Raw genomic sequence first — 20176 nt, forward strand, 5'->3', positions numbered from 1 at the left:
TGGGGAGGGGGCGCTGCCCCCGTCTCCGTGCCGGAGACTCCCCCGAAGTATTTTCAGCCCAAGTATGGGGAAAGAGCGTGGCGCCCCTGGTTATACGTTGGCCATAAATACTCCGGGGTGCGGGGCAGAGCCCCGCGGCTTAAAGCGTGCAGCTCACGCAGCCCTCGACCTCGGTGCCTTCCAGCGCGGCCTGGCGCAGGCGGACGTAGTAGATCGTCTTGATGCCCTTTTTCCAGGCGTAGATCTGGGCCTTGTTGATGTCGCGCGTCGTGGCCTCGGCGGGGAAGAACAGCGTCAGCGACAGGCCCTGATCCACGTGTTCGGTCGCGGCCGCATAGGTGTCGATCAGCTTTTCCGGGCCGATCTCGTAGGCGTCGCGATAATACTCCAGGTTCTCGTTGTTCATGAAGGCGGCCGGGTAATAGACGCGGCCGATCTTGCCTTCCTTGCGGATCTCGATCTTGGACACGATCGGATGGATCGAGGAGGTCGAGTTGTTGATGTAGGAAATCGAGCCCGTCGGCGGCACCGCCTGCAGGTTCCGGTTGTAGAGCCCGTCCTTCATCACCGCGTCGCGCAGCTCGACCCAGTCGGCCCGGGTGGGCAACTCATGGCCGAAGCGTTTGAACAGCTCCCGCACGGTTTCGCTTTCGGGCAGCCAGTCGCGGGTGACGTATTTCTCGAAGAACGAGCCGTCAGCGTAATCGGACTGCGCGAAGCCCTTAAAGCTTTCGCCCTTCTCGCGGGCCAGCGCGTTGGAGGCGCGGATGGCGTGATAGGCGACGGCGGCGAAATAGGCCGAGGTGAACTCGATCCCTTCCGGGCTGCCGTAGTGGATGTGTTCACGCGCCAGGAAGCCGTGCAGGTTCATCTGGCCCAGGCCGATGGCGTGGCTTTCGTCATTGCCGCGGCGGATCGAGGGGACGCTGTCGATGGCGGACATTTCCGACACCGCCGTCAGCGCCCGGATCGCCGTGCCGACGCTGCGGCCCAGGTCGCCGCCGTCCATCGTCTTGGCGATGTTCAGCGAGCCGAGGTTGCAGGAGATGTCGGTGCCCAGGTGCTCGTAGCCCAGGTCCTCGCGGAAGGTCGAGGCCTCGGCCACCTGCAGGATTTCCGAGCAGAGGTTCGACATGGTGATGCGCCCCTCGATCGGGTTCGCCTTGTTCACCGTGTCCTCGAACATGATGTAGGGATAGCCGCTCTCGAACTGGATCTCCGCAAGCGTCTGGAAGAAGTCGCGGGCGTTGATCTTCTTCTTGCGGATGCGCTTGTCCTCGACCATCTCCTCGTATTTCTCGGTGACCGAGATTTCCGAGTAGGGGACGCCGTAGACCTTTTCGACGTCATGGGGCGAGAAGAGGTACATCGGCTCGTTGCGCTTCGCCAGTTCGAAGGTGATGTCGGGGATCACCACGCCCAGGGACAGCGTCTTGATGCGGATCTTCTCGTCCGCGTTCTCCCGCTTGGTGTCGAGGAACCGCAGGATGTCGGGGTGGTGCGCGTTCAGGTAGACGGCACCGGCCCCCTGACGGGCGCCCAGCTGGTTGGCGTAGGAGAAGGAGTCCTCCAGCAGCTTCATGATCGGGATGACGCCCGAGGACTGGTTCTCGATCCCTTTGATCGGCGCACCATGCTCGCGGATGTTGGTCAGCATCAGGGCCACGCCGCCGCCGCGTTTCGACAGTTGAAGGGCCGAGTTGATGCCGCGGCCGATGCTTTCCATGTTGTCTTCCAGCCGCAGCAGGAAGCAGGAGATCAGCTCACCCCGGCTCTTCTTGCCGGCGTTGAGGAAGGTGGGCGTGGCAGGCTGGAAGCGGCCCGACAGGATCTCGTCCATGAAGGACATGGCCAGCGCCTCGTCGCCGCGCGCCAGCGCCAGGGCGCACATCACCACGCGGTCCTCGTAGCGTTCGAGGTAGCGTTTCCCGTCGCGGGTCTTCAGCGTGTAGCTGGTGTAGTACTTGAAGGCGCCGAGGAAGGTGGGGAAGCGGAACTTCTTCTTGTAGGCCGCGTCCCAGATCTTCGCCAGGAACTCGGCCGGGTAGGCCTCCAGCACTTCACGCTCGTAATAGCCTTCATCGACCAGGTAGCCCAGCTTCTCGTCCAGCGAGTGGAAGAAGACGGTGTTCTGGTTGACGTGCTGCAGGAAGTACTGCCGCGCGGCCTTGCGGTCGGCGTCGAAGCGGATGTTGCCCTCTGCGTCGTAGAGGTTCAGCATCGCGTTCAGCGCATGGTAGTCGAGCGTTTCGCTCACGCGGTCATCAAGCATTCGGTCCCCCAGAACTTGCTCAGCCCCTCACGTACCCGGGCCAGGTCGGCCGTGGTCCCGGCCAGTTCGAACTTGTACATCAGCGGCACGGCGCATTTCGCCGCGATCACGTCGCCGGCCATCCCGTAGAAACGGCCGAAATTGCGGTTGCCGGTGGCGATGACACCGCGCAGGCGGGCGCGGTGTTCCGGCGCGTTGAGGAAGCGGATCACCTGTTTCGGCACCGCCCCCCGGCCTTCGCCATCGGCATAGGTGGGGCAGATCAGCACGTAGTCGTCCGGCAGCTCTGGCAGCGCCTCCTTGGGCGACACGGGGATGCGGGCGGCGGCCAGGCCGAGCTGGCTGATGAAACGCGCCGTGTTGCCGGAAGCAGAGCTGAAATAGACGAGACCGGGCATGATCCGCCCCTCCTGGATGTCAGCGGGTGGCGATCAGACCAGACGGCCGATCAGATCGGGGCGGAAGCCGGACCAGTGGTCGTCACCAGCGATGACGACGGGCGCCTGGCGGTAGCCCAGTTCGGTCACGCGGGTCATCGCCTCGGCGTCCTCGGTCAGGTCGACCAGAGCATAGTCGATGCCCTTGGCCTCCAGGGCGCGGGTGGTGGCGGTGCATTGCACGCAGGCGGGCTTCGAGTAGACGGTGACGGTCATCTGCATCCTCAATCTCTTGTCGCGAAGGGCAGAAGACGCCGGGCCACGCGGACCGTTGGCCTGCGCCGCAAAGACGTTTTCCGAACCCTCCGTTCGGCTCATCCAAAGTCGCTATCGGCAGGTCTCCTGGCTCGCGGATGGACGCTTGGCCGACCTTCCCGGGGGTGTTCCCCAGTGGCGCGTCCGGCCGTGCTGTCCGCTTACAGTTGCGGGGGCAGCCCCGGATTTGCACCGGGTTCCCTCTTCATGTCCGACAGGGCCGGACAACCGAATAGCTACCCGATCTTGTGTGCGTTTCGGCAAAAACTGTCAATATATGGTTTCCGCAAATCCGCCCTTCGGGAGATACGACAGGGGATGGTGCCCGGCGGAAGCGCCCGTTTTTCAGGGGCTTCGCCGGCCTGCGGCCACTGAGTTTTTTTTCGGCAGTCATTTGGCGCCTAGAAGTGGGCGGGTCTGCTCTTCGTCACGCGGCTGTGGATGCTGACCGGGCACGGGCCGGCCCGGCGTGTGCAGAGTCTCTCAGGTCAGTGCGAAGGCCCGGTGGAAAGGCCCGGCAAAGGCGCCCGGGGACGATCATGCCGCCGGTGCGCGGTGAGGCGCCGGTGCCCCGGCGTCAGGTCGCCGCGCCGGAACCGGGGCGCGGCAGGGGGCGTTGATCGGGAAACACCCCTTGGAGAAAGGACGAGCCCATGTCCAACCAGATCCAGACCGTGAACCCTGTCGATGAAAGCCCGATCAGCTCCTACGAGCTGATGGACCGCACCCAGGCCTTCGAGGCCGTCGAGGCCTGCCATGAGGCCTTCGATGCCTGGCGGCTGAAGGCCCCCGAGGAGCGCGCCAAGGTGATCCGCGCCATCGGTGAGGAGCTGCGCAAGAGCAAGGAGGAGTTCGCCCAGCTGATGACCCGCGAGGTCGGCAAGCTGATCGGCGACAGCCGGGATGAGATCGACCTCTGCGCGTCGATCTGCGATTTCACCGCCGAGAACGGCCCGTCCGAACTGGCGGATGAGGAGCGCAAGATCCCCGGTGGGACCGGCGTGGTCAGCTATGCCCCCGTCGGCGTGATCTACGGCATCCAGCCCTGGAACTTCCCCTGCTACCAGGCCGTTCGCTATGCCGTCGCCAACCTGATGGCCGGCAACGGCGTTCTGCTGAAACATGCCGCCAACTGCACCGGCAGCGGCCTGATGCTGCGCGACGTGATGGAGCGCGCGGGCCTGCCGAAGAACCTGTTTACGGTGCTGGTGATCGACCACGACACCTCGGATGAGATCATCGCCCACAAGCTGGTGCGCGGCGTGACCATGACCGGCAGCGACAAGGGCGGTCGGGTGATCGCGGCCAAGGCAGGCGAGCAGCTGAAGAAAACGGTGCTGGAATTGGGGTCCAACGACGCCTACGTGGTGCTGGACGATGCCGATCTGGACGTTGCCGTGGAGGCCTGCGTTGCGGGCCGTATCTACAACAACGGCCAGACCTGCGTGAACGCCAAGCGGTTCGTGGTGACCGAGAAGAACTACGACACCTTCGTCGAGCGCTACGTCGAGAAGGTGAAGGCGATCCAGACCGGTGATCCCACCGACGAGACCACCAAGCTGGGCCCGATGTCCCGCGTCGAGCTGCGTGATGAGCTGCACGAGCAGGTGCAGGAAAGCGTCAAGAAAGGCGCCCGCGCCCTGGTGGGCGGCGAGATCCCCGAAGGCAAGGGCGCGTGGTATCCCGCGACTGTGCTGGTCGACGTGGCCCCCGGTCAGCCCGCCTATGACGATGAGCTGTTCGGCCCCGTCGCCTCGATCATCAAGGCCAAGGATGAGGATGACGCCATGCGCATCGCCAACGACAGCCGCTATGGCCTCGGCGGCGGCCTGTTCTCCAAGGACGAAAAGCGGGCGCGCGAACTGGCGACGAAGCATTTCGACACCGGCATGATCTCGGTCAACGGGTTCAACGTCGCCATCCCCAACATGCCCTTCGGCGGCGTGAAGGACTCGGGCTATGGCCGCGAACACGGCGGCTTTGGCATGAAGGAGTTCGTGAACATCAAGTCGGTCTACCTCGCGGCCTGAGCCGCGCGTGACCTGAACGGAAAAGGGCCCGGCGTTGACCGGGCCCTTTTGTTGTCTGCCTGCGCGCCCTGCGTCAGACCTTGCCCTTCCAGGGCACCAGCACCCGCTCGGCGAAGCGCATGGCGATGTCGATGCCATAGCCGATGATGCCGATCAGGATGATCCCCATCAGAACGATGTCGGTCAGCTGGAATTTCGACGCGGCAATGATCATCATGCCCGCGCCCTTCTGCGCCGCCACCAGCTCGGCGGCGACCACGGTGCCCCAGCAGACGCCCATGGCAACCCGCGCGCCGGTGAATATCTCCGGCAGGGAGTTGGGCAGGATCACGTGCATCAGCACCTGCCGCTTCGAGGCGCCCAGCGAATAGGCCGCGTGCACCTTCGAGATGGCGACGCCCGACACGCCGGCGCGCGCCGCGATGGTCATGACCCAGAGCGCGGCCAGGAACAGCAGGACGATCTTGCCCGTCTCCCAGATGCCGAACCAGATGATGACCAGCGGGATCAGCGCCAGGGGCGGCACCGGGCGCATGAATTCGACGATCGGGTCGAACCAGCCGCGGAACCAGCCCGACAGCCCCATGGCATAGCCCAGGGGGATCCCGACAAGGGAGCCGAGGAAGAAGCCCGCCAGCACCCGCATCAACGACGATCCCAGGTGCTGCCAGAGGGTGAAGTTCTGGTAGCCCTCGGTTGCGATCTCGATGAAGCGATGCAGCACGTCCTCGGGCGGGGGCATCCAGATCGGCTCCATCTGCAGCCCCTTGGCGGGCTGGAAGTTCAGCGAGCCCTTGGGCGTCATCGTCACCTCGCCGTCGGCCACCTTCACCGTCTCGCCCGGCGCGATCGACTGGCCGTCCACGGCCGTCACGGTCAGGTCCTCGCCCTCGTCGTTCGAGGTGGGACGGATCAGGGTGGAGCGCCAGGCGCCCACGGTGTCCACATCGTTGAGCGCGAAGCCCGTGCCGGGATCGACCTGCGGGTCCTCGGCATCCTCGCCCACCGGATGGACCCGCACGGTGACGGTGCCGTCATCGGTGTCACCGGCGGCGTTTTCGGCGGTGTAGGTGAATTGCGCGTCGCCCACGAAGGGGCCGGGCACGTGGAAGGGCGCCCAGTTCGAGCCGGTGAAGGCGCCCCAGATCAGGAAGACCACCAGCACCGACAGGAAGGACGCCGCCCGGTCGGGCCGGATCGCGCTTTCGTCGCCGAAAGTGACGGTCTTCAGCGAGGTGAAGTCCCGGTTCGGGCGGCCCAGCCACCTGGCCAGGCGCACGAGGAAATACCCGGCGGTGAACAGCGCGATATAGGCCAGAAGAACGATCCAACCGGTCATGCCGCGCTCTCCGACCGGCCCATGATTTCCTCTTCCATCTCCCAGATCATCGACAGGATCTCGTCCCGCGTCTCGGCAAAGCCCTCGCTTTTCTTCACCTGCCGCAGGTCGGCATTCACGCCGCGTTCGGCGAAGGGCAGGCGGTATTCCTTGTGGATGCGCCCGGGGCGCGGGGCCATGACGATCAGCCGCTCGCCCAGCAGAAGCGCCTCCTCGACCGAGTGGGTGATCAGGATCACGGTCTTGCCGGTTTCCTTCCACAGCTTCAGCACCAGCCCCTGCATCTTCTCGCGGGTCAGCGCATCCAGCGCGCCCAGCGGTTCATCCATCAGGATCACGTCCGGCTCGTTGGCCAGGCAGCGGGCCAGGGCAACGCGCTGCTGCATCCCGCCCGACAGCTCGTAGACGGCCTTTTCCTTGAAATCCTGCAGGCCGACGATTTCCAGCAGATGATCGGTGATGGCGTCGCGTTCCGCCTTGGGCATACCCTTCATCCGGGGGCCGAACTCGACGTTCTTGCGCACCGACATCCATTCGAACAGGGCGCCCTTCTGGAACACCATGCCGCGTTCCGCGCCGGGGCCGGCGACCTCGTGGCCGTTCATCCGCACCTTGCCCTCGGTCTGCGCCAGAAAGCCTGCGCAGATGTTCAGCAGGGTGGTCTTCCCGCAGCCCGACGGGCCCAGCACCGTCACCATCTCCCCCGCCTTGACATCAAGCGATACGTTCTTCAGCGCCTGCACGCTGGACCCGTTCGGCAGGTCGAACCGCATCGACAGCTTTTCTATGTGTAGCCCATCTCCCATGGCCGGCGCCGTCCCCTATGCGTTTGTTATGATTATCTGAAAGCCGGGGACGCGGCTCTGGCGCCCCCGGTCCGGTCCTGCGGGACCGCCGCCTACATCTCGCTGGCGGCTTCGAGGAAGCTGGTGTCGACATTGTCCTCGTAACTGTCCAGCGAGCTGGGGATGGAACCGGCATCCTTGAACACCTGGGCCACGCCCAGCATGAACTCCTGAATGCCGCCGCCCAGCCATTTCTCGGTCAGCTGGTCTTCCACGGTGGGGAACTCGAAGGTGGCCAGCGTCTCGGCGGTGGCCTCCTCGTCCATGCCGGCGTCCTTGGCGATCACGGGCAGCATCTCGTCGGTATGCTCGCCCGAGGCCCACATGGCGTTGGCTTCGGCGGTGACGGCCAGGAACTTGGTCAGCACGTCACCGGATTCGGCGGCGAAATCGGCGGTGGTCGAGGTTACGTCGAAGACCAGGATGCCCAGCTCCTCCTTCTCGGCGCCGGTCAGCAGGACGTTGCCGTGTTCCTTCATGCGGCGCAGGGCACCGCCCCAGCCACAGACCATGTCCAGCGAGCCTTGCGCGAAGGCCGCCGCACCATCGGCGGGGGCCATGTCGACGATGTCCATCGTGGTGATGTCGACGCCGAAGTGGTCCATCTGCTTGAGGAAGCCGTAGTGCGCCGCGGTGCCGATCGGCACGCCGACCTTCTTGCCCTCCAGCTCCATCGCGCTGTCCTTGTCGATCTCCAGCATCTCGGCCACGACGCAGTTGTCGTTCTCGGCGTAGGAGACGGCCACGTCTGCGGCGACCAGATTCTGCCCGGCGGAGGCGGCGACGACGAAGGGCGGCACGCCCTGGCTGACCGAGATCTGCACGTCACCCGAGGCCATGGCGGCCGACATGGCGGTGCCGGCGTCGAAGGACACCCAGTTGACGGTCATACCGAGCGCCTCGTCGTACATGCCGGTGGCCTTGGCATACTCGAAGGGCATCGGCCATTCGAGGAAGTAGCCCACGGTGATCTCTTCCTGCGCGAAGGCCGCGTTGGCCGACATCAGCGCGCCAAGGACCGCGGCCCCCGACAGAAGTTTGGTTCGTTTCATCTGGTCCATCTCCATGTTGCAGCGATCTCCGGCCTTGTCTGGGCCCGTTGCGGGCGGTCGGCCGGTCAATCGGGGAGAGCGTTCCGAACGTGCCTCCCGCCGATAATCTTCGACCTCAGCTGACGTCATTGCAACCGCGCATCTGGCTCTGACGGGCGGTGGTTTTCGGTGCATTTCCTTTGGGCACCGGCCCCGCCGCGCCGCAGAAGTCTCCCCTCCCGGCAAAAGGAAACCGCCATGACCCTCGGCCAGCCCCGGACCCGCTTGAGGCATGCCTTGTGCGCCGACCGGGCCCGTGTCTGGCATCACCTGACCCAGCACAAACCCTTTGAAACAAGAGACCCGGGCCTTCTGATGCAGGGGCGCGGGACGCGCGTCCGGGATGCTGACGGGGCGGCGTTTCTGGACGCGGAGTCGGACGGGGTCTGGATGGGGAACCTGGGCTACAGGCGGCTCTCGATTGCCGTGGCGGTGGAGGAGGCTTTGGTCGAGATGAACGTCTTCGCCCAGACCATCGGATCGGTCCCGGGGGCACGTTCTGCCGAAAAACTGATCGAGAAGATGCGGGGACTGTCCCGGGACGACCACGGTTCCTCGGTCACCGCCCTGGAGGCCTGCGGACCGGGTGCGCGACTACGGCCCCTTCAACCCCGGCGTCGTCGAGGTCCCCATTTCCTGACCTACCGCCGCCAGTATCCGGACGCGCAGGACTTTGGCCTGACCACCGCCGATGCCATCGAGGCGGTGATCCTGCGCGAAGGTCCCGACACCGTGGAGGCCCTGTGTCTGGAACCTACCACGGCGGGGGGCAATGCGGCTGGTGCAGCTGAAGCTGCCCGCGCCGGAGCCGCTGCTCTACCATGCCGAGCCGCTGTTGCGGGACGGGTAGGCGGTATCGCATCTGACCTCGGGCGCCTATGGCCATCATCTGGGCTTGGCCATAGGCGGCAGAGGTCAGCCTGCGGCCCTTCTACGATCCGAAATAGGAGCGGGAGAAGCTGTGGCTGGCGCCGGCGCGGCGGCTCAGAAGAAGCCGCGCCCATGCGCCTGCCAGTAGGTCTGCCATTCCGTGGCGCCCGCCAGCACGGCGTCATAGGTGGCGCGGCCCACGGCCTCGCCGATTTCCGTATGCAGCCCGGCATAGGCGTTCTCACCGGCCCGGGCGGCCACCGCCACGCAGTCGGTGCCGGTGCCCGTGGCAATTCCGGTGGGCAGCTGCGCGCCGTGATCCATCACGGCGGCGGTGCGGGCCTGGGTGGCGATGGACATGGCCTCCAGCAGGGCAATGTCGGAAAAGGCGCCGCCCAGCCGGACGGCCACGTTGATCGTACCCCAGTCGGTGCCGCTGCGGTCCAGCCGGGTGCCCACCCGTTCGGCGTTCGACAGGCCCACGGTGGCCACCACCTCGGCCTCCGCGCTGCTGACCCGGATGCGCCGGTGATGATGGGCGCGGATGTCGCGCGAGGTCAGGAAGCAGACGGCCTCGGGCCCCTTCAGCCCGGCCACCTCGCCGGACAGCCAGGCGTGGGCATCCAGATCCTCGGGCAGGTCGGCATTGCGCACCTCGCGCCACAGGATCTGCTCGGCGCGGACGAAACCGGGGCGGTAGGGCGCCCAGCTGAGGACGCGATGCGGCGCGCCCAGGTCGAAACACAGCCAGGGCGGGGAGAGGGTCAGGCTCATCGGATCACGCTCAGCGGTTGGAAGACCGGGCCGTCGGGCGTCTGCGCGTGATGGGCGGTGATGTGGAAGGCGCGGGCCAGCAGGTCGGGCGTCAGAACCGCCTCGGGTGGGCCATCGGCCAGCAGGCGCCCCTCGGCCAGGAGCAGCAGGCGGGTGCAGTGGCGCGCGGCGAGGCCCAGATCATGCAGCGACAGCAGCACCCCCTGACCGGCGGCGGCCAGATCGGCGAAGACCTCCATCGTCGAGATCTGGTGCGCGGGATCGAGGCCGGCGGTCGGTTCATCCGCCATCAGCAGCGGCGTTTCCTGCGCCAGGGCGCGGGCGATCAGGGCGCGGGCCTGTTCGCCGCCCGACAGCCGCGTGGCGGTGCGCTGTTGCAACTCGGCCAGGGCCATGCGCTCGATCGCGGCCACGATGGCAGCGTGATCGGCAGGCCGGCCGCCGCCATGGGGCAGACGGCCCAGGGCCACCAGTGCCTCCACCGTCACCGGCCAGGCGATTTCGCGCGCCTGCGGCATCCAGGCGGCCTGGCGGGCGCGGTCGGAGGCCGAAAGCGCGGCAAGGGAGCTTTGTCCCGCAGCGCCGATCAGGCCCAGGGCGGCGCGCATCAGCGTGGTCTTGCCGGCGCCATTGGGGCCGATCAGGCCGACGAATTCCCCGGGGGCAATGTCGAAGCTGACATCGCGGAAGATCTCGCGTCCGCGCAGGGACACCGACAGGTTGTCGACGCTCAGAAGGGTCATGCGCGGGCCCTCCGGTTGCGCCAGATCAGGTGCAGGAAGAACGGCGCCCCGACCAGCGCGGTCAGCACGCCCAGTTTCAGGTCGCGGTCGGGCAGGGTGACGCGCACCGCCACGTCGGCGGCCAGCAGCATGGCGGCGCCGCCAAGCGCCGAGGCCCAGAGCAGCGGGCCGGGCCGGTGCCCGGTGAAGGGGCGCAGCAGGTGCGGCACCACCAGCCCGATGAAGCCGATGGCGCCCGCCACGGCGGTGCCCGCGCCCACCACGCAGGCGGTGCCGATCACCACCCGCAGGCGCAGCCTGGTCAGGTTCACGCCCATGGATTCGGCGGCGTCCTCCCCCAGGGTCAGCGCGTCCAGCGACCGGCCAAGGCCCGCCATCAGCAGGAAGCCGAGGCCCATGAAGGGCGCGGCCAGGGCCACGTGGGTCATCGAGCGGTCGGCCAGCGACCCCATCAGCCAGAAAACGATTTCCGAAGTGGCGAAGGGGTTGGGCGAGAGGTTCAGCACCAGTTGCGTCAGCGCGCCCGAGGTGGCCGAGATGGCGATCCCCGCCAGGATCAGGGTCAGCGTGTCGCCCCGCCGCGTGCCCGACAGCGCCAGCAGGATCACCACCGCCAGCAGCGCGAAGGCCAGCGCCATCAGCGGCAGCGCCAGGGCAAAGGCCGCGGCCAGCCCGGTCTGGATGGCGATCACCGCGCCCAGGGCAGCTGAGGAGGAGATGCCGATCAGCCCCGGTTCAGCCAGCGGGTTGCGCAGATAGCCCTGCAGCGCGGCGCCCGACAGGCCCAGCGAGGCGCCGATCATCAGGCCCAGCATCATCCGGGGCAGGCGGATCTCCTGCATGACCAGCACCAGCGGACCGCCTTCGCCCAGCAGGGCACGCAGCGAGGCGGCGAGGCCGGCATCGGCGGGCCCCACCATCAGCGCGGCCAGCGCCAGCAGGATCACCAGGGTCGCGAGGACCGCGAAGAGACGGGTCATTCCAGTCCTTTCCGGAAGGCGGCGAGATCGTCGATCGCCTTCAGAACATAGGGGGTGCCGCAGATCCAGTCACTGTCACTGACGGCGCGCGAGGCCGCGCGGTCGCGGATCGCCTCGACCACCGGATGCTCCAGGATTTCCTCCGAGCGCGAGGCGCCGGGGTAGGGCGTGCCGGTGATGATGGCGTCGGGATCGGCCATGGCGAGCGTTTCCAGCGGCAGGTGGCCGCCCATGGTGTCGCCGGCGATATTGTCGAAGCCGGCGGTGATCAGGATCTCCCCGGCCAGGGTCCGGTCGCCGGTGGTATAGCCGTTGGCATAGTAGATGGCGGCCGAGGGGCGGTCATCGACCTGGGCGCGCAGGGTGGCCAGGCGCCCCTCGAAGGTGGCGATCATCTCCTCCGCCTGCGCCTCACGCCCCAGGGCGGTACCGATGCTGCGGATGCGGTCGGGGATATCGTCCAGGCTGTAGGCCGGGGCGACCTCCACCACGGGGGTGCCCAGCCGTTTCAGCATCTCGACCGCGGCGCGGGAGGTGAAGGAGCCAGCCAGCACCAGGTCCGGCTTCATCAGCCAGATCTCCTCGGCGCGGCCATGGTTGGCGGGATAGGCCTGCGCCTCTTGCGCCATGGCGGAACTGCGCGGATCGCGCGCGATCCAGGAGACGGAGTGCAACTGGCCGGGGGCGGCCAGCTGCATGGCGATCTGATCGGTGCACAGGTTGATCGACACGACGCGCCGCGGCCCCTCCTCCGCCGCGACGGGCAGGCCCGCCGCGCAGAGGGCCAGCGCAAGTGCGGCGCGTCGCAGCATCAGAAGCGCCCGCGCAGGCCGAAGTAGACGGCGCGGTCCGAGGTGCCGTAGCCGTAGACGGTCTGGTATTCCTCATCCAGCACGTTCTCGATTCGCATGTAGGCCTCCGCGCTGTCGTTCAGGCGATAGCCTAGGCTGAGGTCGACCAGCGTGTAATCCTCCAGCGCGACGATGCCGGAGCCGGGCCAGGGGACATTGTCCAGCGTGTCGTAGACCTGGCGCAGGGTCAGGCTGCCGTTCAGCGCCTCGGTCAGCTCGGCGTCCAGGCTGACGTTGAACTCATGCTCGGGCACGCGCACCAGGCGGTCGCCGTCGGCATCCTCGGTGTCGGTGTAGGTATAGGCGGCCGAAAGATGCAGCGTCTCGCTCAGGGGGACGCCGCCCGACAGTTCCAGCCCCTGCATGGTGCTGGTGCCCGGCACCTGGTTGTAGCCGCTGCCGGCGAAATCGATCAGGTCGGTGATTTCCATCCGGAACAGCGTAGCGCGCAGGAAGGCGTCAGGGCCGAAGCGTTTCTCGACGCCCATCTCGTAGCTGACCGAGGTCTCTGGATCGAGGTTCGGGTTGCCGAAGTTGGAGTAGAGTTCATAGAGCGAAGGCGCGCGGAAGCCGGTGCCGACAGCGGCGCGCAGGATCAGGTCGTCCAGCGGCCGATAGGCGACGGAGACGCGACCGGTCGTGGCGCCGCCGAACTCGGAATGGTCGTCCTGGCGCAGGGTCAGCACGACGTCCAGCGCCTCGGACGGGGCCCAGGCGCCTTCGACGAAGACGCCGGCGGTCTTGTAGGTGCCGTCATTTGCGGTGCCGAAGGCGTCGCTCTTGAACTCTTCGCGGGTGTAGTCACCGCCGAAGGACAGGTCGAAGGTCGGGGCGAGCTGGACCGAACCGCTGTAGGACAGGCCATAGCGTTCCCCCAGGTAGCGCGAGGCGCTGCCTTCCTGGTAGCGGCGGTCGATGGCGTAATATTGCAGGGCGACCTCGTTCTCGACCGCGCCGGTCTCGAAGCGGGCGAAGGCGCGCAGCCCGTATTCCTCGGTGTCGCTGGTGTTGTCGGCATCCCCCGCGCTGGTGTCGTATTCGCCCTCGCTCGTCTGGTAGAAGCCCGCGCCGCCGATGGTCATCGTTTCGCTGACATCATATTCGCCGGCAAAGGACAGGCGGGTCGCCTCGAACCCGTCGGCCTCGGTGTTGCCCAGGTTCTCATCCGCGGAAGAGAAGCCGTCGGTGCGGATGTGGGTCAGCGAGGCGGAGACGCTGCCGTTGTCGGTCACGTAGCTGGAGTTGAAGCCCAGCTTTACGGTGTCGTAGCTGCCCAGCTCGACGGCGTAGCGGTTGCTCAGCCCCGGTTCGGTCGCGCGGTTGGTGGTGATGTTGATGACACCGGCCACCGCTTCGGATCCGTAGAGCGCGGATTGCGCGCCCTTCAGCACTTCGACCCGGCAGATGTCCGAGGTCATCATGTTGGCCCAGTTGAAGGCCATCTGGGTGCTGGCGGTGTCGCTGACGTTGATGCCGTCGACGAAGACGCCGATGTAGGCGCCGCCCGCGCCGCGGATACGCAGGGTGGATGTAGTACCAGCCGGGCCGTTGTTGGAGACCGAAACGCCCGGCAGGCGGTTCAGGAACTCCGACAGGCGGACCTCGCCGGCGGCGCGGATCTCTTCTTCCTCGACCACCTCGACGGTGGAGCCGGAGCGCTCGACCGCGGTGGCCTCGGCATTGGCGGTGACGGTGATCGCGTCGAGGTCGAAGGCCTCCTGCGCCTGGCCGGGGGTGGCGACGGCCACCAGTAGGGCGGCGGAGGTGAGGGCGGTCGTGCGCGAAAGCGCGGCCTGGGTTCGTGTCATCTGCTGTCCCTTCGGACCCGGGACGTGATCCCGGGCTGAGCCTGTGGAGAAGCCTTGGAAGGGAAAGACCCTGCCGCGGCGGTTGCTTGCATGCCACCACGACGGAAAGGTCCGTTGCCTCGTGCGCGCCCCGCGCCCGGACAGGGTGATCGGCCTCGGCAGGTCTCCTGACTCGCGGGTCACGGCTTCACCGGGTCTTCCCACGGCACGGGTGCGCCGCAGTGACATGGTCCGGTGTCGCTCTCCGCCTACAGTTGCGGGGGCAGTCGCGGTCTGGGAGGGGATCCTCCGCACCGCATTCCCTATTCACCGGCCCCCGGAAGGGCCGGACCGAAGCAGGATCTTGCTAGTGCAGGGGCCCGGTTTCAGCAAGGGGCGCAATGTGTCAGCCGCCGGGAGAGGGGCTTTCACGCCACAGGGGGAAGTCCGCGCCGAGACCAAAGCAAAAAGGGGCGCCCGGTGGACGCCCCCTTGCAACTGTCGTGTCCCGCTGACGTCGGATCAGCTGTCCAGCAACCGCCGGATCTTGGCCACCGCGCGGTCGTAGTCCTCCTGGTAGCCGATCGGCTCGAAGAAGCGGCCACGGTCATCGAAGAGCAGGACCGAGGCGGAATGGTCCATGGTGTAGTCGCCATCCTCCAGGTCGACCTTGCGGGCGTAGATGCGGAAGGCCTTGATCGCCTTCTCGATCTCCTCCGGGTCGCCCGACACGCCTTCGACCCCCGGCACCCAGGACACGTAGTCGCGCAGCTGGTCCACCTGGTCCCGCTCCGGGTCGACGGTGACGAAATAGCTGCGGATCGACTGGTCGGTCGTCGCCAGTTCCTCCTGCCAGGTGGCGATGTCGCCCAGGGTGGTCGGGCAGACCTCGGGGCAATGGGTGAAGCCGAAGAAGACCGCCGTCGGCGCGCCGCGCAGGCTGTCCTCGGTGAAGGTCTCCCCGGTGGTGGTGGTCAGCACGTAGTCGCCCCGGCCCAGCTCATCGGCCAGGGTGCGGTTCAGCATCGGCTGCAGGATGCGGAAGGCGGCGAAGAGGATCACGGCGACGCCGGCGATCACCCAGAGGCCGATGATGGCCGCTTTCTTGGAGGTCATGGCGGGTTCCTTTCTGTCTGTCGGCCCGGCCGCCACGCGCAGGGCGCGGCGGCGCATGGCGGGAGGGGTCAGTGCGACATGCCGTGGCCGGCGGGACCGCGTGCATTGGGCGCGCCGATCGCCAGCGGGACCTCGACGCGGCCGGCGTTCTCGAAGATCAGCGTGATGGTGGCGGTCTCCCCCTCGACCAGGGGCGCCTGCAGCTCCATCAGCATCAGGTGGTAGCCACCGGGCTTCAGCTCCACGGTCTCGCCGGCGGGGATGACCAGCCCGTCGGCCAGTTCGCGCATCCGCATCACGTCGCCCTCCATGGCCATCTCGTGGACTTCCATGTGACCGGCCAGCGGGCTTTCGGCGCCGATCAGGCGGTCGTCGCTGTCGCCGGTGTTGGTGATGGTCAGGAAGCCGCCGCCGACGGGGGCATTGGGCAGGGTCGCGCGGGAAAAGCCGCCCGAGAGTTTCAGCGGCCCGGCCATGACGTGGTCATGGCTGGCCACCATGTCCGAGATCGGCAGGGCGCAGGCATCGCCGGGCGCGGCGCGCTGGCTGAAGCCGGTGACGGGCGCCGTGGCACCGGGCAGGGCGACGGTGGCGGCGGCGCTGCCGGCGGTCACGGCCAGAGCCAGGGCGGCGGCAGTCAGGGTGCGGGCGGAAAGGGTGAGAGTCTTCATCTGTTGTCTCCGGTCTCGCGCGGCGGCTCTCGGCCGTCCTGCGCGTCTCCTCCGAGGCACCGCGCGGGCGGTGCCATGTCTCTTTCGATCAGGGATGCGGCGCCCGGTCGGGGCAGTCCGCTCAGAGGATCGGGGCCGGAGGGGCGCGGGGCGCGTGGCGCTGGTCGGGGCGGGCGCCGGGGATCAGATGGGCCGAGGGGGCCCGCGACAGGGCGAAGATCAGCCGCGCCGGGGCCTCGGGGGCCTGCGGCGCTGCGGCTTTCGGCAGGGCGTGGCAGAAGGGGCAATGATGGCCCGCGCCACCCTCTTCGGCGCAGAGGGAGTCATATCCCGCCTCCAGCACCAGCACGCTGCGTTCGCGGGCGATATCATCGGCCGTGGGCGTCATGTGGGCGGCGGACAGCACAGACCCCCACGCCAGCAACAGCGTGAGCCACAGCGCCAGGAAAATGCGTCCGATCGCGGGTCTCATGCCCTGTTCCTAGCCGGTTGCGGGCGGTCGGGGAAGCCCCTCACCCCGCGTCGCCACCTTGTGACGCAGGGGCGGGTGCCGCGTCGGGCGCGTCGAGGCGCGCCAGCACCTTTCCGGCCAGGGCGTGGAACTGCGCGCTTTCCTCCGCCGTCAGCCCGGCCAGGATCTCCGCCTGCAGATCCGCCACCACGGGCAGGGCGCGGGCCAGAAGCTCCGCGCCATCTGCCGTCAGGTAGACGGCCCGGGCGCGGCGGTCGGTGGCGCTGACCTCGCGCCGCAGGTGGCCCTTTTGCACCAGACGTTCGATCACCCCGCCGATGGTGGCGCGGTCATAGGCGATCCGCCCGGCGACACCCGCCTGGTCGATGCCGGGATTGTCGCGCACGGCCCCCATGGCGGCGAATTGCACCGGGGTCAGATCCAGCCCGGCCGCCTTCGTCCGCTGCTGGAAGACATGGGTCGAATGCTGGTTCAGCCGCCGGATCAGATGCCCGGCCATGCCCGTGATCTCCAATGCTCTCTCCTTCGCCATCCGCGGTGTCGCGGGCCAGTCTAGCGCAGTTGATAAGTGGGCACATCAATTTCTTGACCGGAGATAAGATGCATGCTTATCATAAGTTGACTTACTAAAATTTGAGAGATCGCTCTGGGAGGAGACATGCAGTTTCATCTGAACGGGTTCCGGCCCGGCAATCCGGCCATCGCCCATCCGCTGAAAGAGACCCCGCCGTACCGCCCACTGCCCGACCAGGTCGATGTGCTGATTGTCGGCGCCGGGCCCACGGGGCTGGTGGTGGCCGCGCAGCTGGCGGCCTTCGAGGGGATCACCACGCGGATCATCGAACAGAAACCGGGCCGCCTCTTGGTAGGCCAGGCCGACGGGATCGCCTGCCGCTCGATGGAGATGTTCGAGGCCTTCGGTTTCGCCCGCCGGATCGAGGAAGAGGCCTATTGGGTGAACGAAACCGCCTTCTGGAAACCGGACCCGGCGGAGCCGTCGCGCATCGCCCGCTCGGGCCGGATCCAGGACACCGAGGACGGGCTGTCGGAGTTTCCCCATGTGATCCTCAACCAGGCCCGGGTGCATGACCATTTCCTCGACCTGATGCGCGACGGCCCGGCGGGGATCCTGCCCGACTACAACCGCCGCCTGGTCGAGCTGATCCGCGATGACGACGCGGAGCATCCGCTGCTGGTGCGCGTCGAAAGCACCGACCCCGACCGCGCCGGCGAGGTCGAGGAGGTGCGCGCGCGCTACGTGGTGGGCTGCGACGGCGCCCGCAGCCGGGTGCGCGCCAGCATCGGGCGAGAGCTGAAGGGGGATGCTGCGAACCAGGCCTGGGGCGTGATGGACGTGCTGGCGGTCACCGATTTCCCCGACATCCGCCTGAAGGCGACGGTGCATTCGCGGGACCAGGGCAGCCTCCTGGTGATCCCGCGGGAGGGCGGCTACATGGTCCGGCTCTATATCGAGCTGGACAAGCTCTCGCCCGAGGAACGCATCCGCGACAAGAACCTGAAGGTCGATCACCTGATCGCGGCGGCGCAGCGGATCCTGCATCCCTACAGCCTGGACGTGAAGGAGGTCGCCTGGTGGTCCGTCTACGAGATCGGCCAGCGCCTGTGCGATCGATACGACGACGGGGCGGAGGGACGCGCGCCGCATGTCTTCATCGCGGGCGACGCCTGCCATACCCACAGCCCAAAGGCCGGGCAGGGGATGAACGTGTCGATGCGCGACGGTTTCAACCTGGGCTGGAAACTGGCCGCCGTGCTGCGGGGGCGCAGCGACCCCGATCTGCTGGACAGCTACAGCGCGGAACGCCAGGGCGTGGCGCAGATGCTGATCGACTTCGACCGGGAATTCGCCGCCATGTTCAGCGCCCGCCCCAAGAGTGGTGAGGGCAACGACGATGGCGTCGATCCGGCGGTCTTCCAGGACTACTTCCAGCAGCATGGCCGTTTCACCGCCGGCACCGCGATCCGCTATGCGCCCTCGCGGCTGATCGGGCAGAAGACGCACCAGGGCCTGGCGCGCGGCTTCGACATCGGCATGCGGTTCCATTCTGCTCCGGTGATCCGGTTGGCGGATGCGAAACCCCTGCAGCTGGGCCACGTGGTGCGGGCCGACGGGCGCTGGCGGCTCTTTGCCTTTGCCGACGCCAGCGATCCGACCACGCCCGACAGCGCCCTTTGGCGGCTGTGCGAGGCGCTTGGCACCGATCCGACCTCGCCCCTGCGGCGGATCACGCCGGAGGGCAACGACATCGACTCGGTCCTCGACCTGCGGGCGGTCGTCCAGCAGGGCCACCGCGACCTGTCCCTGCCGCAGATGCACCCGATTCTGCGTCCGGCGAAGGGCCGCTACGGGTTGATCGACCAGGAGAAGGTCTTCTGCCCGGACCTTAAGGACGGCCCCGACATCTTCGACGCGCGCGGCATCGACCGGGGGCAGGGCGCCATGGTGCTGGTGCGGCCCGATCAGCACGTTTCCCACGTGCTGCCGCTGACGGACGTGGCGGCCCTGTCGGAGGTCCTGGCGGGCGTCTTCCGCCCTGCCCGCTGACGGAGGGCGCCCCTGCCAGGCGGCATCGGGGCGCCCTTATATCGGTCGGGCTTGCAGGTCGCGACAGGCCGCGCGCCGCGCCTATCCGTTCGGATAATCCGGCTATCCCTCGGCGCGCCATGTGACACGATTGAGCAACTGAAATTCCTGCAGAATTCAGGCATGTATATAGGTGCGGTACCACCTGGCGGTAGACACCCGGCACGACAGGCCGGGGCGAGGTCGGGACCGCGGCAAGAGGGCTCTGCGCCGGCGGCCTCCGGACACCGGACAGGCGGTGGCGCGACACACACACGCACGCCCCTCCTGCCAATGATAGCGAGTCAGGTCGGCCCAGCTGACACACACACCAAATGGTCTGACCTGACTCACAAGCTTCCCGGGCGTGTATCCCGCGCGCCCACAGCGCTGCCCGGGAGCCGGACCGGCGGAAGTCCCACCGCCGGTCCGGACAGCTTGTGCCCGCCTCCGACCTCCACTGACTTTTCAACTGCCCGCACATCCTCTAGCCTGACGCGACAGGAACGACAGGAGGCGCGCCCCATGGAAATGAGCGACAGCCGCGTGATCCGCGCGGACAAGGAAAAGGTTTTCGCGGCGCTGCTTTCGCCAGAGGTGCTGCAGGAATGCGTCCCCGGCGCCAAGGAGGTGACCGGCACGCCGGAAGAGGGCTTCCACGCCGTCGTCGCGCAGAAGGTCGGGCCGGTGAAGGCGACCTTCAAGGGCGAGGTCACGGTGTCGGACATTGTCGAGAACGAGGCCCTGACCCTGACCGGCGAAGGCAAGGGCGGCGCGGCCGGTTTCGCCAAGGGCGGCGCCCGCGTTCGCCTGGCGGAGGTCGAGGAGGGCACCGAGCTGTCCTACGATGTCGACGCCAAGGTGGGCGGCAAGCTGGCGCAGCTCGGCTCGCGCGTGGTCGATGGTTTCGCCAAGAAAATGGCGGACCAGTTCTTCACCCGCTTCCAGGAGGTGCTGGAAGGCCCGGCAGAGGGCGAAGAGGCCGAGGGCGACGAGGCTCCGGTGTCGGAGGCCGAGAAGAAGGGCTGGCTGTCGCGCTGGCGCGGCAAATAGGCCCGC

18 protein-coding genes and 2 riboswitches are annotated in these 20176 nt (G+C 67.5%); of the genes, 3 read left to right on the top strand and 15 right to left on the bottom strand.

Annotation, left to right across the window (positions count from 1 at the left end; all coding sequences use genetic code 11):
• Positions 1 to 139 precede the first annotated feature (139 nt).
• From nrdE to nrdH, 3 genes are read right to left on the bottom strand one after another with little or no spacing between them, the layout of a single operon-like run.
• Positions 140 to 2272, bottom strand: coding sequence for a class 1b ribonucleoside-diphosphate reductase subunit alpha (gene nrdE / locus CVM50_RS01465; protein ID WP_085886457.1), 2133 nt, complete (start codon positions 2270 to 2272; stop codon positions 140 to 142).
• Positions 2254 to 2670: a class Ib ribonucleoside-diphosphate reductase assembly flavoprotein NrdI gene (gene nrdI / locus CVM50_RS01470; protein ID WP_085886456.1), complete on the bottom strand. Its 417-nt coding sequence runs from the start codon at positions 2668 to 2670 to the stop codon at positions 2254 to 2256. The genes nrdE and nrdI overlap by 19 nt, the downstream gene beginning before the upstream one ends.
• A gap of 33 nt (positions 2671 to 2703) precedes the next feature.
• Positions 2704 to 2925, bottom strand: a complete 222-nt coding sequence (gene nrdH, locus CVM50_RS01475; protein ID WP_085886652.1) for a glutaredoxin-like protein NrdH — start codon at positions 2923 to 2925, stop codon at positions 2704 to 2706.
• A 99-nt stretch (positions 2926 to 3024) separates the two neighbouring features.
• Positions 3025 to 3213, bottom strand: a riboswitch (cobalamin riboswitch).
• Between the two features lie 404 nt (positions 3214 to 3617).
• On the opposite strand from nrdH, the gene CVM50_RS01480 reads away from it, so the two are divergent.
• Positions 3618 to 4994, top strand: coding sequence for an NAD-dependent succinate-semialdehyde dehydrogenase (locus CVM50_RS01480; protein ID WP_085886455.1), 1377 nt, complete (start codon positions 3618 to 3620; stop codon positions 4992 to 4994).
• A 73-nt stretch (positions 4995 to 5067) separates the two neighbouring features.
• On the opposite strand, the gene CVM50_RS01485 is transcribed toward CVM50_RS01480, so the two are convergent.
• The 12 genes from CVM50_RS01485 to CVM50_RS01540 all read right to left on the bottom strand — a co-directional run bounded on the left by CVM50_RS01485 (position 5068) and on the right by CVM50_RS01540 (position 17047).
• Entirely contained in the window at positions 5068 to 6333 is a 1266-nt protein-coding gene (locus CVM50_RS01485) for an ABC transporter permease subunit (RefSeq protein WP_085886454.1), read from the bottom strand.
• Positions 6330 to 7139: an ABC transporter ATP-binding protein gene (locus CVM50_RS01490; protein WP_085886453.1), complete on the bottom strand. Its 810-nt coding sequence runs from the start codon at positions 7137 to 7139 to the stop codon at positions 6330 to 6332. The genes CVM50_RS01485 and CVM50_RS01490 overlap by 4 nt, the downstream gene beginning before the upstream one ends.
• A gap of 92 nt (positions 7140 to 7231) precedes the next feature.
• The gene (locus tag CVM50_RS01495) at positions 7232 to 8230 is read right to left on the bottom strand and encodes a taurine ABC transporter substrate-binding protein (protein ID WP_085886651.1); all 999 of its coding nucleotides are present in this window, start codon (positions 8228 to 8230) and stop codon (positions 7232 to 7234) included.
• Between the two features lie 1023 nt (positions 8231 to 9253).
• Positions 9254 to 9913: an adenosylcobinamide amidohydrolase gene (locus tag CVM50_RS01500; protein ID WP_085886452.1), complete on the bottom strand. Its 660-nt coding sequence runs from the start codon at positions 9911 to 9913 to the stop codon at positions 9254 to 9256.
• Entirely contained in the window at positions 9910 to 10656 is a 747-nt protein-coding gene (locus CVM50_RS01505) for an ABC transporter ATP-binding protein (protein WP_085886451.1), read from the bottom strand. The genes CVM50_RS01500 and CVM50_RS01505 overlap by 4 nt, the downstream gene beginning before the upstream one ends.
• Entirely contained in the window at positions 10653 to 11636 is a 984-nt protein-coding gene (locus CVM50_RS01510; RefSeq protein WP_085886450.1) for a FecCD family ABC transporter permease, read from the bottom strand. The genes CVM50_RS01505 and CVM50_RS01510 overlap by 4 nt, the downstream gene beginning before the upstream one ends.
• Positions 11633 to 12448, bottom strand: a complete 816-nt coding sequence (locus CVM50_RS01515; RefSeq protein WP_085886449.1) for an ABC transporter substrate-binding protein — start codon at positions 12446 to 12448, stop codon at positions 11633 to 11635. The genes CVM50_RS01510 and CVM50_RS01515 overlap by 4 nt, the downstream gene beginning before the upstream one ends.
• Positions 12448 to 14295 (bottom strand): TonB-dependent receptor plug domain-containing protein, encoded by a 1848-nt coding sequence (locus tag CVM50_RS01520; protein ID WP_085886448.1) that lies wholly within the window; start codon positions 14293 to 14295, stop codon positions 12448 to 12450. The genes CVM50_RS01515 and CVM50_RS01520 overlap by 1 nt, the downstream gene beginning before the upstream one ends.
• A 140-nt stretch (positions 14296 to 14435) precedes the next feature.
• Positions 14436 to 14645: riboswitch (cobalamin riboswitch) on the bottom strand.
• A 151-nt stretch (positions 14646 to 14796) separates the two neighbouring features.
• Positions 14797 to 15390 (bottom strand): SCO family protein, encoded by a 594-nt coding sequence (locus CVM50_RS01525; RefSeq protein ID WP_085886447.1) that lies wholly within the window; start codon positions 15388 to 15390, stop codon positions 14797 to 14799.
• A gap of 68 nt (positions 15391 to 15458) precedes the next feature.
• Positions 15459 to 16061 carry a copper chaperone PCu(A)C gene (locus CVM50_RS01530; protein ID WP_198431832.1) on the bottom strand — a complete coding sequence of 201 codons (603 nt, stop codon included), beginning with the start codon at positions 16059 to 16061 and terminating at the stop codon, positions 15459 to 15461.
• Between the two features lie 121 nt (positions 16062 to 16182).
• A complete protein-coding gene (locus CVM50_RS01535; RefSeq protein WP_085886446.1) occupies positions 16183 to 16533 on the bottom strand; it encodes a hypothetical protein in 351 nt (116 codons plus the stop codon).
• A 40-nt stretch (positions 16534 to 16573) separates the two neighbouring features.
• Positions 16574 to 17047, bottom strand: coding sequence for a MarR family winged helix-turn-helix transcriptional regulator (locus CVM50_RS01540; RefSeq protein WP_085886445.1), 474 nt, complete (start codon positions 17045 to 17047; stop codon positions 16574 to 16576).
• A gap of 144 nt (positions 17048 to 17191) precedes the next feature.
• Here CVM50_RS01540 and CVM50_RS01545 point away from each other — a divergent pair, with 144 nt between their 5' ends.
• Both CVM50_RS01545 and CVM50_RS01550 read left to right on the top strand, forming a co-directional pair.
• Positions 17192 to 19099 carry an FAD-binding monooxygenase gene (locus CVM50_RS01545; protein ID WP_085886444.1) on the top strand — a complete coding sequence of 636 codons (1908 nt, stop codon included), beginning with the start codon at positions 17192 to 17194 and terminating at the stop codon, positions 19097 to 19099.
• Between the two features lie 543 nt (positions 19100 to 19642).
• Positions 19643 to 20170 carry a CoxG family protein gene (locus CVM50_RS01550; RefSeq protein ID WP_085886443.1) on the top strand — a complete coding sequence of 176 codons (528 nt, stop codon included), beginning with the start codon at positions 19643 to 19645 and terminating at the stop codon, positions 20168 to 20170.
• Positions 20171 to 20176 lie beyond the last annotated feature (6 nt).

The sequence above is a fragment of the Pseudooceanicola marinus genome, assembly GCF_002786295.1.
GTDB lineage: Bacteria > Pseudomonadota > Alphaproteobacteria > Rhodobacterales > Rhodobacteraceae > Pseudooceanicola > Pseudooceanicola marinus.

What these genes read in the sequence shown, in the direction of transcription:
- CVM50_RS01515 (WP_085886449.1), bottom strand. Translation starts at nt 12,448, where the DNA reads ATGCTGCGACGCGCCGCACTTGCGCTGGCCCTCTGCGCGGCGGGCCTG.
- CVM50_RS01480 (WP_085886455.1), top strand. Translation starts at nt 3,618, where the DNA reads ATGTCCAACCAGATCCAGACCGTGAACCCTGTCGATGAAAGCCCGATC.
- CVM50_RS01525 (WP_085886447.1), bottom strand. Translation starts at nt 15,390, where the DNA reads ATGACCTCCAAGAAAGCGGCCATCATCGGCCTCTGGGTGATCGCCGGC.
- CVM50_RS01495 (WP_085886651.1), bottom strand. Translation starts at nt 8,230, where the DNA reads ATGAAACGAACCAAACTTCTGTCGGGGGCCGCGGTCCTTGGCGCGCTG.
- CVM50_RS01485 (WP_085886454.1), bottom strand. Translation starts at nt 6,333, where the DNA reads ATGACCGGTTGGATCGTTCTTCTGGCCTATATCGCGCTGTTCACCGCC.
- CVM50_RS01520 (WP_085886448.1), bottom strand. Translation starts at nt 14,295, where the DNA reads ATGACACGAACCCAGGCCGCGCTTTCGCGCACGACCGCCCTCACCTCC.
- CVM50_RS01510 (WP_085886450.1), bottom strand. Translation starts at nt 11,636, where the DNA reads ATGACCCGTCTCTTCGCGGTCCTCGCGACCCTGGTGATCCTGCTGGCG.
- CVM50_RS01545 (WP_085886444.1), top strand. Translation starts at nt 17,192, where the DNA reads ATGCAGTTTCATCTGAACGGGTTCCGGCCCGGCAATCCGGCCATCGCC.
- nrdH (WP_085886652.1), bottom strand. Translation starts at nt 2,925, where the DNA reads ATGACCGTCACCGTCTACTCGAAGCCCGCCTGCGTGCAATGCACCGCC.
- nrdI (WP_085886456.1), bottom strand. Translation starts at nt 2,670, where the DNA reads ATGCCCGGTCTCGTCTATTTCAGCTCTGCTTCCGGCAACACGGCGCGT.
- CVM50_RS01505 (WP_085886451.1), bottom strand. Translation starts at nt 10,656, where the DNA reads ATGACCCTTCTGAGCGTCGACAACCTGTCGGTGTCCCTGCGCGGACGC.
- CVM50_RS01490 (WP_085886453.1), bottom strand. Translation starts at nt 7,139, where the DNA reads ATGGGAGATGGGCTACACATAGAAAAGCTGTCGATGCGGTTCGACCTG.
- CVM50_RS01530 (WP_198431832.1), bottom strand. Translation starts at nt 16,061, where the DNA reads ATGAAGACTCTCACCCTTTCCGCCCGCACCCTGACTGCCGCCGCCCTG.
- nrdE (WP_085886457.1), bottom strand. Translation starts at nt 2,272, where the DNA reads ATGCTTGATGACCGCGTGAGCGAAACGCTCGACTACCATGCGCTGAAC.
- CVM50_RS01550 (WP_085886443.1), top strand. Translation starts at nt 19,643, where the DNA reads ATGGAAATGAGCGACAGCCGCGTGATCCGCGCGGACAAGGAAAAGGTT.
- CVM50_RS01535 (WP_085886446.1), bottom strand. Translation starts at nt 16,533, where the DNA reads ATGAGACCCGCGATCGGACGCATTTTCCTGGCGCTGTGGCTCACGCTG.
- CVM50_RS01500 (WP_085886452.1), bottom strand. Translation starts at nt 9,913, where the DNA reads ATGAGCCTGACCCTCTCCCCGCCCTGGCTGTGTTTCGACCTGGGCGCG.